General features: G+C 72.4%; 8 protein-coding genes. 3 read left to right on the forward strand and 5 right to left on the reverse strand.

What is annotated here, in order from left to right; genetic code table 11:
- Window positions 1–71: 71 nt before the first annotated feature.
- Window positions 72–464 (forward strand): hypothetical protein, encoded by a 393-nt coding sequence (locus IE275_RS31830; protein ID WP_189715551.1) that lies wholly within the window; start codon window positions 72–74, stop codon window positions 462–464.
- A 33-nt stretch (window positions 465–497) separates the two neighbouring features.
- On the opposite strand, the gene IE275_RS31835 is transcribed toward IE275_RS31830, so the two are convergent.
- Together IE275_RS31835 and IE275_RS31840 are read right to left on the reverse strand one after the other, a co-directional pair.
- On the reverse strand, window positions 498–1169 hold the full coding sequence (locus IE275_RS31835; RefSeq protein WP_189715553.1) for an O-methyltransferase: 672 nt from the start codon (window positions 1167–1169) through the stop codon (window positions 498–500).
- A 92-nt stretch (window positions 1170–1261) separates the two neighbouring features.
- Entirely contained in the window at window positions 1262–2809 is a 1548-nt protein-coding gene (locus tag IE275_RS31840; RefSeq protein WP_189715554.1) for a DUF2330 domain-containing protein, read from the reverse strand.
- Between the two features lie 326 nt (window positions 2810–3135).
- Here IE275_RS31840 and IE275_RS31845 point away from each other — a divergent pair, with 326 nt between their 5' ends.
- Complete coding sequence (locus IE275_RS31845; protein ID WP_189715556.1) at window positions 3136–5196, forward strand: bifunctional glycosyltransferase 87/phosphatase PAP2 family protein; 2061 nt, start codon at window positions 3136–3138, stop codon at window positions 5194–5196.
- Between the two features lie 178 nt (window positions 5197–5374).
- Here IE275_RS31845 and IE275_RS31850 read toward each other — a convergent pair whose 3' ends face one another.
- A complete protein-coding gene (locus tag IE275_RS31850; RefSeq protein ID WP_189715558.1) occupies window positions 5375–6544 on the reverse strand; it encodes a steroid 3-ketoacyl-CoA thiolase in 1170 nt (389 codons plus the stop codon).
- Window positions 6545–6717: 173 nt separating this feature from the next.
- On the opposite strand from IE275_RS31850, the gene IE275_RS31855 reads away from it, so the two are divergent.
- Window positions 6718–7953, forward strand: coding sequence for a cytochrome P450 (locus tag IE275_RS31855; RefSeq protein ID WP_189715560.1), 1236 nt, complete (start codon window positions 6718–6720; stop codon window positions 7951–7953).
- On the opposite strand, the gene IE275_RS31860 is transcribed toward IE275_RS31855, so the two are convergent.
- Complete coding sequence (locus IE275_RS31860) at window positions 7940–8128, reverse strand: hypothetical protein (protein ID WP_189715562.1); 189 nt, start codon at window positions 8126–8128, stop codon at window positions 7940–7942. The genes IE275_RS31855 and IE275_RS31860 overlap by 14 nt on opposite strands.
- A gap of 127 nt (window positions 8129–8255) precedes the next feature.
- Window positions 8256–8927, reverse strand: coding sequence for a YoaK family protein (locus IE275_RS31865; protein WP_189715564.1), 672 nt, complete (start codon window positions 8925–8927; stop codon window positions 8256–8258).
- Between the last annotated feature and the right edge of the window lie 141 nt (window positions 8928–9068).

The raw sequence follows: 9068 nt of genomic DNA on the forward strand, positions 1-9068 counted from the left end.
ATTTATCATGCGGCCGCTGTGCAAAGACTGTTCAGCCGCCGATGCAGCCGTTGTTTCATGAAGGAGCGCACGTGCTCGAACTCACCATGGCCACCGTCTCCGGGACGGAAGAGGGTGCCACGGCCGGCATGCTCATGGCCGATGCGCCCAGTGACCCGGGTGCCGTGCTGCGGGTGGGCCGGGACAAGGCCGTGTGCCGTCTGGTGACGCCCGAGGACTGGCTGTTCGTCTCCCGGGTGCACCTGGAGTTCCTCTGCGGCCCCGAGGGCACCTGGCAGGTCACCTGGCTCCAGGGCTCCCAGGCCGAACCGTCCTCCGAGGTGCGGCTGGTGGCCGGGGCGTACGCCCAGCCGCTCACGTACGGCGGGACGGTGACGCTGCCGCGCGGTGGTTCCGGCGAGATCGTCGTCATCGACCGCACCGGGCCGCGCAGCGTCAACGTGGGCTTCTACCACGAGCTGTAGCCCGCACCGGGGGCTTGCCCGGGAGCCTGAGGGCTACGCCAGGACGCGCGCCAGCGCGAAACCGTCGTAGCCCTTGGTGCCCACCGTCTGGATCGCCGTGCCGCTCAGTCTCGGGTGCGAGCCGATCAGCTCGATCGCGGACCGGGTGCCGCGGACGTCCCCCTCGGCGCTGTCGGCGTCGACGACCCGGCCGCTCCGTACGACGTTGTCGACGACGATCAGGCTGCCCGTGCTGGTGAGCCGGAGTGCCCACTCCAGGTAGTGCTCGTTGTTGGCCTTGTCGGCGTCGATGAAGACCAGGTCGAACGGCGGCGGGTTCTCGTCGGCCAGCAGCGGCAGCGAGTCGAGGGCCGGGCCGACCCGCACCTCCACCACCTTGTCGAGGCCCGCGCGCGCGATGTTGCGCAGGGCGACCTCCGCGTGCCGCGGGCTGTACTCCAGGGAGATCAGCCGGCCGTCGGCGGGGAGGGCGCGGGCCATCCAGATGGTGCTGTAGCCGCCGAGCGTGCCGATCTCCAGGATGGTCCGCGCCCCCTGGATCTGGGCGAGCAGCTGGAGCAGCTTGCCCTGGTTCGCCGTGACGTTGACCTGGGGCAGCCCCGCGGCCTCGCTGTCGCGCAGGGCCGCGGTGGTCACCTCGTCGTCCGGGGCCAGCCGGGCCGTGAAGTAGGCGTCGACGGCGTCCCAGACCTGCGACTCGCTCATGCGCTCTGCCTCCCGTGTACGCGCCTGGTGAGAACCGCTCACCCGTCATGCCAACGGCAGGGGCCGCGGGTGGGTTCCCGTCCGGCCGGTCGTCAGCGGTTGCCCGTGGGCGAATTCACTCGTTCGGAGGAAGGAATGCGGGAGCCGGTGAGCGGGGGCGGGGCGGTCGGCCCGGGTGGGGCGGGCGGCGCCGGCGGCGTGGCGGGCCGGGGCGGTGCCGGGGGTGTGGCCGGCCTGGGCGGCGCGGGGGGTGTGGCGGGCGCCGGGGGTATGGGCGGCTTGGCGGGGACCGGCGGCGTGGCGGGCGGGGGAGGCGGCGCCGAGGGCTTGGGAGGTGTCGAGGGCATCGAGGGCGCGGCGCCGTCGCCGACGGCTCCGTACCCGTACGCGTACCCGGCCCTGTCCCCGATGCCGGCATCGATGCCGATGCCGATGCCGATGCCGATGTCCTTGCCCTGGTCCCGCCGGGCCCGCCACGCGTGCGCGTGCCGGGCCCGTACCGTCCCCCGCCCCTCCCGCTCCCGGCGTACGGCGACGACGATCGCCGCCGTGGCCAGCGCCGTGAGACCGCCGCCGACCGTCAGCAGCCACACCGGGACACCGACGACCGTGACCAGCCGGTCCTCGTAGATCACCTGGCGGAAGGCGGTGTCCTCGGGCGCCCGGCGCAGCTCGTGGTCGTCGGAGATGGCCGAGGGGACCGGGAACTCCTGGGCGACGGCGGTCAGGAAGGGCGTACCGGCGGCGAGGGCGCGCAGCGGGCCCGTCGTGCTGCCGAGACGGCCCGCGAACGTGACCCGGGGGCGTTCGCCGCCGATGCGGGACGCCGGTTCCATGCGGTGCGCGGCGAGGACGTACAGGCCGAGCGACTGCGGGGTGTGCGCCAGCCGGGACAGCCGCATCGGGTAGACGAGGCGGTCGGAGGCGAAGGTGAGGTGGAGCGGTTCGAGCTCGCCGGTCAGGGGGACGCCGTCGGCCGCGGGGGCGAGCCGGACCGCCACGTACTCCCAGCGCCGGTCCACGTACGGCTGGAGCGCGTTCTCCAGGCGGCCGGGGAAGGTGAAGTCGTGGGCGGTCAGCCAGTCGCGGAGGGCGGCCGGGTCGGTGGCGGCCAGCCGGGCCACGTCGAACGGACCGAGCTTCTCGCGTCCGACGACGTCCACGCCGGACCCGGCCCTCGCGCCGGGCGGGGGTGGCGGCGGCCCGCCGTCCCCGCCGGTGGTCAGCGGCCAGTCGCCGTCCTGCGGCCAGAAGTGGTGCCGGGTGCGCTGCACGGGGGCCGTGGTTTCGGCCAGCTGGTCGAAGAGTCCGGCGTCGCCGAGCCGGACCGTCGCCCGGTTCGGCACGGGCATGATCCAGGCGGCCTGTCCGGCGCTCCCGCCGACGGTCAGGCGCATCACGATCTGCTCCTGCTCGCCGTCCCAGCGCACGACGGAGACCTCCCGGCCGACCGTCACCGGCCGCTGGTCGCCGGAGACCAGGGCGCCGCAGCCGCAGGCGTAGGCAGGGGCGACGAGCGAGCCGAGCTGGATCACCAGCAGGGCGATCAGCACGGCACCGACCCGGGCCCGTAACTCCTTCGGGCGTAGCCGATTCCAGCAGCCTCTCAGGAAACCGACCGTCCCGACCGAGCCGAGCATGCCCGCAGCCCCTTCGCCGTCCGTCCGCCGCCTGTCACCGTCCGCCGTCGCGCGTCGCCGTCGGTGACGTACGACGGTACGGCTGAACTGGTTGTTCCGTTCGTGTGACGTGCCAGTTCCGGCCGCGCTGTGACCCACATCGCGGGCCTCGGAGGCGGCCCCGCTCCCGGCGCACTATCGTCTTCCGGACAAAACGAGGGCCGACGTCAGGTGAAGCGGCGATGGCCGGCGTCTCTCCTCGGGGGTGGTGCGAGCCTCGTAGGGTTCGTCCAGGAAACACCCACGGGCGGACGTGTGGGACGAACGGGGCGGGAGGCCGACCGGGCGTGGCGAATGCGGAGCACAGCGGGCGACCGACGGAGCCCTTCGGGGCGACCGCGGTCGGTACGGCGAGGGCGCGGCTGCGTGCGGCCCGCCTCGGTCTCTGGCTGGTGGCGGTGGTGCTCGCCGTGCGCCAGATGGCCGTCGTCCTCGGCACCCCGCGCGGAGAACGGCTGACGGACCTGGAGACCTGGGTCGGACCGGACGGCGTGCTGCACGTCAACGGCTCGCTCTACGACTCCACCCGCTTCACGGGCACCCCGTTCGGCGGACTCGTCCTCAAGCCCCTCACCCGGGCGGCGGAGCAGGCCCTGGGCTGGGGGTGGACCTTCGGCACCCTGCTGCTGGTCGTCGCCATCGGCCTGGTCGTCGCACGGGCCCTGCCGCAGCCGATCGGCAGACGGACGGCGCTGCTCGCCGCGCCGGTCGCGATCAGCCTGCTCATGCTGTCGCTGCCGGTGCGCAACACCCTGTGGCTCGGCCAGACCAGCGTCATCCCGGTGCTGCTGGTGCTCCTCGGCTGCTTCGTCGCCCGGGACTGGCGGACCGCCGGCGTGCTGATCGGCCTCGCGGCCGCCCTCCAGCCCACCGTCCTGCTCTTCGCCGCCCTGCTCTGGTTCACCGGCCGTCGCCGGGTCGCGGTCGCCACCGGCGCCACGTTCGCGGGGGTCACCGTCCTCACGTGGGCGGCGATGCCGCACGACTCGTACACCTACTGGGTGCACCACATGGCGGGGGTCGGCCTCGGCGGGGAGGCGGACGCGCTCGCCAACCAGTCCCTGCACGGCGCGCTGCTGCGCCTCGGCTTCTCCGGTCCGCCGGAGATCGGCCTGTTCCTGACGCTGGGCGCGGCCGTCGCCGTCCTCGGCATCCGCCGCGCGGTGCGTTATGCGCGCGACGGCCAGCTGCTCCTCGCGGTCGCCGTGACGGGCTGCGCGGCGATCGCCGTCTCCCCGACGACCTGGCAGCACCAACTGCTGTGGGTGCTGCCCGCGATGGTCGGCCGGGTCGGCAGGCGCGCCTCGGACCGCTACGTCTGGCCGGTGGCCGTCGTCCTGGTGACGACGCTCCCGGCGAAGATGATGCTGCCGAACATGGCGGCGCTGTACCCGCTGCGCGACAACGCGATCCTGCTGATCGCGATCGCCGCCGCGACGGTCGTCCCCTTCCTGCCGCGCACCTCCCCGTACTACCGCGCGCCGATCCCGGCGGAGTACGCGGAGCCGGTCCCGACGCGCTTCAGGCGCGTCCCGCTGCTCCCGTTCCTGCGCCGGGTCCTCACCCGGCCGAACCTGCTCCTGGAACTGCTCCTGATCCGGGTGACGTACGCGGCGTACCAGCAGGTCCGGCTGGCGGCGACCGGCGGCACCAACTCCGGCGGCCGGGCCCGCGCGGAGGCCCACGGCCGGCAGATCCTCGACCTCGAACGCCTCCTGCGCATCGACATCGAGCGCACGGTCAACCACTGGGTGGTCGGCGTCGACTGGCTCCGGAACTTCTTCGACTTCTACTACACGTCCTTCCACTTCGTGGTGCCGCTGACGGTGCTGGCGCTGCTGTACTGGCGCCGCCCCGTCGACTACCGCTGGGCCCGCTCGGCCCTGGGCTTCGCCACCCTCCTCGCCCTGGTCGGCTTCTGGCTCTACCCGCTCGCGCCGCCGCGGCTGATGCCGGCCCTCGGCATCATCGACACCGTCCACGGCGTCCAGGACTTCTCCCAGCCCGAGTACGGCACGCTCACCGCCCTCACCAACCAGTACGCGGCGATGCCGTCCCTCCACTTCGGCTGGTCCCTGTGGTGCGGCCTGGTGATCGCGATCGTCGCCCCGAAGTGGTGGATGAAGGCCCTCGGCCTCCTCCACCCCTTCTTCACGGTCTCGGCGATCGTCGCCACGGGCAACCACTGGATCCTGGACGCGGCCGGCGGCGCGGCGGTCGTCCTGGGCGGCTTCGGCCTGGCGTACCTGTTCATGGGGCCGCGGGCACGCTCGACGACACCGGCGGCACCGGAGAGGACGCCCCGCGGTGCGCCGGCGGCGCTCACGGGGGATCGGACGGGGGGCTGAGCGGCGCCGCCCGTGCCCGCCTGCCGAGCGCCGGCGGTGGACCGGCGGTGGAGCGGAGGCTTCCCCTCCACCGTCGCCGTCCGCGACCCCGGGAACCCGGGAACCCGGGAACCCGGTGGGCCGGTCCCCGCCGTCCGGCCCGCCGCGTTTCCAGGGTTCCCCGGGTTCCTCGCCCGGACTACATCCGCTGAATGATCGTCCCGGTCGCCAGCGCGCCCCCCGCGCACATCGTGATGAGGGCGAACTCCTTGTCCGTGCGCTCCAGTTCGTGCAGGGCCGTGGTGATGAGGCGGGCGCCGGTCGCTCCGACCGGGTGGCCGAGGGCGATCGCGCCGCCGTTGACGTTGACCTTGGCCAGGTCCGCCTCGAAGACCTGCGCCCAGCTCAACACCACCGACGCGAAGGCCTCGTTGATCTCGACCAGGTCGATGTCCTTGAGGCTCATGCCCGCCTTGCCGAGGACCGCGCGTGTCGCGTCGATCGGGCCGTCCAGGTGGTAGTGCGGGTCCGCGCCGACCAGGGCCTGGGCGACGATCCGTGCCCTCGGCCTCAGTTTCAGGGCGCGGGCCATCCGTTTGGACGCCCACATGATCGCCGCGGCGCCGTCGCTGATCTGGGACGAGTTGCCGGCCGTGTGGATCGCCGTCGGCATGACCGGCTTCAGGCGGGACAGGGCCTCCGCCGAGGTGTCGCGCAGACCCTCGTCGCGGTCCACCAGGCGCCACATGCCCTGGCCCGCCGACTGTTCCTCCTCCGTCGTCGGGACCTGGACCGCGAACGTCTCCTTCTTGAAGCGCTCCTCGGACCAGGCGACGGCGGCGCGGGACTGGGACAGCAGGCCCAGCTCGTCCACGTCCGCCCTCGTCAGCCCGCGGTGGCGGGCGATACGTTCCGCCGCCTCGAACTGGTTCGGGAGATCGACGTTCCACTCCTCCGGGAACGGCTTGCCGGGGCCGTGCTTGGAGCCGGAGCCGAGGGGGACCCTCGACATCGCCTCCACCCCGCAGCTGATCCCGACGTCGATGACGCCCGCCGCGATCATGTTCGCCGTCATGTGCGACGCCTGCTGCGAGGAGCCGCACTGGCAGTCGACCGTGGTCGCCGCCGTCTCGTACGGCAGGCCCATGGTCAGCCAGGCGGTGCGCGCGGGGTTCATGGACTGTTCGCCGGCGTGGGTCACGGTGCCGCCGACGATCTGCTCGACCGCGTCGGCGGGTATGCCGGTGCGGCCGAGGAGTTCACGGTAGGTCTCGCCCAGGAGGTAGGCGGGGTGCAGGTTGGCCAGCGCGCCGCCGCGCTTGCCGATGGGGGTGCGGACTGCTTCCACGATCACGGGTTCGGCGGCCATGGGTGCGGATCCTCCTCCGAGGAACTAGTACGTGTTCTAGTTCTTCTGAGCAGTCTGCGGACGTGATGTGCGTCACCGCAAGGGTCTTGCAGCCTTCAGCACCCTGAACTACCTTCACCGCAATCTATTTCTGATGAGCCGTCAGATGGAAAGTTCGATGGCTGGAGCTGCCCATGCCCTGTCCAGCGCTTCCCGACGGGTTCGATTTCACCGACCCCGACCTGCTGCACCACCGTGTGCCCCTCCCGGAGTTCGCCGAGCTGCGCCGCGCCGAACCGGTCCGCTGGATCCCGCAGTCGGGCAACGTGGCCGGCTTCCAGGACGAGGGGTACTGGGCCGTCACCCGGCACGCCGACGTGAAATACGTGTCCACCCACCCGGAGATCTTCTCCTCCTACCTGAACACCGCGATCATCCGCTTCAACGAGCACATCCGGCGGGACTCGATCGACGCTCAGCGCCTGATCCTGCTGAACATGGATCCGCCCGAGCACACGCGGGTGCGGCAGATAGTGCAGCGCGGGTTCACGCCCCGCGCGATCCGGGGGCTCGAAGGGCGGCTGCGCGACAGGGCGCGGGCCATCGTCGACGGCGCCCGCGCGCACGACGGCCCCTTCGACTTCGTCACCTCCGTCGCCTGTGAGCTGCCCCTCCAGGCGATCGCCGAGCTGATCGGCGTCCCCCAGGACGACCGGGCCAAGCTCTTCGAGTGGTCCAACAAGATGATCGCGTACGACGACCCCGAGTACGCCATCACCGCCGAGGTCGGAGCGGTCTCCGCCGCCGAGGTGATCTCGTACGCCATGAACATGGCCGCGGAGCGCAAGCGGTGTCCCGCCCATGACATCGTCTCCACGCTGGTGGCGGCCGAGGACGAGGGCAATCTGAACTCCGACGAGTTCGGGTTCTTCGTGCTGATGCTCGCCGTCGCCGGGAACGAGACCACCCGGAACGCGATCACCCACGGCATGCACGCCTTCCTCACCCACCCCGAGCAGTGGGAGCTGTACAAGGCCGAGCGGCCCTCGACCGCCGCCGAGGAGATCGTGCGATGGGCCACCCCCGTCGTCTCCTTCCAGCGGACCGCCACCCAGGACACCGAGCTGGGCGGCAAGCTGATCAGGAAGGGGGAGCGGGTCGGGATCTTCTACGCCTCCGCCAATCACGATCCCGACGTGTTCGAACGCCCCGACGACTTCGACGTCACCCGGGACCCCAATCCCCACCTCGGCTTCGGTGGCGGCGGGCCCCACTTCTGCCTCGGCAAGTCCCTCGCCGTGCTGGAGATCGACCTGATCTTCAACGCCCTCGCCGACGCCATGCCGGGGCTGCGGCTCGTGGAGGATCCCCGGCGGCTGCGGTCCGCGTGGATCAACGGGGTGAAGGAGCTGCGCGTCAGCGCGGGGTGACGAAGTCGCTGCGGCTGACCGTGGTGGTCGAACCGTCCTCGCGCTGCACCGTGTACTCGACCTTGGTGATCGTGCCGAGGGTGGGGGTGATCGGCGCGGTCAGGTTCAGCAGCGCGCGCATCTCGGTGTCGTTGAACACGACATGGTCGCCCACCTGGTAGTCCGGCATGGTCATGGCCGCGGTCTCCGCTCGTTCGGTGCCGGCGGGTCGTCCGGCGCATCGCGAGTACCCGTACCGCGCCACGCCGGACGGCACGCCCGCCGTCCCCCGGTCGGATCAGCCGCCCGGTGCCGAGGGACCCTCAGTCCCGGCCGGACGCCGTCAGCGCCAGGACCCCGGAGGTCGCCGCCGCGACGACGAGCGGGAGGGCGACATCGTGGTGGATCACCAGCCACGCGCCCAGCGCCGCGCCCGCGAACATCGCGATCACGGCCGCGGCCCGGCGGGGTGTGCCGCGGCCCGTGCCGCCGCCCGCGTGGGAGTCGGAGGCCAGACCGGTCAGGGTCATCGTCACCACGGTGGTGGTCGTGAGGTCGCGGACGGACAGTTTCCGGACGGTCGCGTTGCGCAGGCCCATCGCGAAGGCGGTCAGGGCGATGACCGCGTAGATCCTCATGGGGGTGGCGTACGCCACGACGGCCGCGCCGGCCAGCAGCACCGCCTCGGCGGCGAGCGTCACCCGGGCCCCCGTGCGGCGGGAGCCGCCGACGCGTCGTACGACACGGCCGCCGGCCGCCGCGCCCACCAGGAAGCAGGCCAGGGAGAGCGCGGTGTGCCGGACCGTGAAACCGGGGGCTCCGGCGGCGGCGAACCCGAGCATGACGACGTTGCCGGTCATGTTCGCGGTGAAGACATGGCCGAGGCCGAGGAAGCTCACGGCGTCGATCAGACCGCTCACGACCGTGAGGCCGAGGAGTACGGGGACGAGCCGTACGCCGCGTGCTTCGGGGTCCGGTGCGGGCTCGGTGGTCACCTGGTCAGTGGATCACGCGGCGGTCCGGAAACGCCGAAACGGCGGGCCCGGGGTGCGGGGCCGCCGCTGTCATGCGTGGTGCGGGGTGGGTGGCTCAGTACCAGCCGTTGGCCTGCCAGAAGTTCCAGGCGGCGACGGGGC

Source organism: Streptomyces phaeofaciens, assembly GCF_014648915.1.
Taxonomy (GTDB): Bacteria; Actinomycetota; Actinomycetes; order Streptomycetales; family Streptomycetaceae; genus Streptomyces; species Streptomyces phaeofaciens.

Bases quoted from the DNA above. Each gene is read 5' to 3' on its own strand.
- IE275_RS31835 (WP_189715553.1), bottom strand. From the start codon at position 1,169: ATGAGCGAGTCGCAGGTCTGGGACGCCGTCGACGCCTACTTCACGGCC.
- IE275_RS31860 (WP_189715562.1), bottom strand. From the start codon at position 8,128: ATGACCATGCCGGACTACCAGGTGGGCGACCATGTCGTGTTCAACGAC.
- IE275_RS31840 (WP_189715554.1), bottom strand. From the start codon at position 2,809: ATGCTCGGCTCGGTCGGGACGGTCGGTTTCCTGAGAGGCTGCTGGAAT.
- IE275_RS31850 (WP_189715558.1), bottom strand. From the start codon at position 6,544: ATGGCCGCCGAACCCGTGATCGTGGAAGCAGTCCGCACCCCCATCGGC.
- IE275_RS31855 (WP_189715560.1), top strand. From the start codon at position 6,718: ATGCCCTGTCCAGCGCTTCCCGACGGGTTCGATTTCACCGACCCCGAC.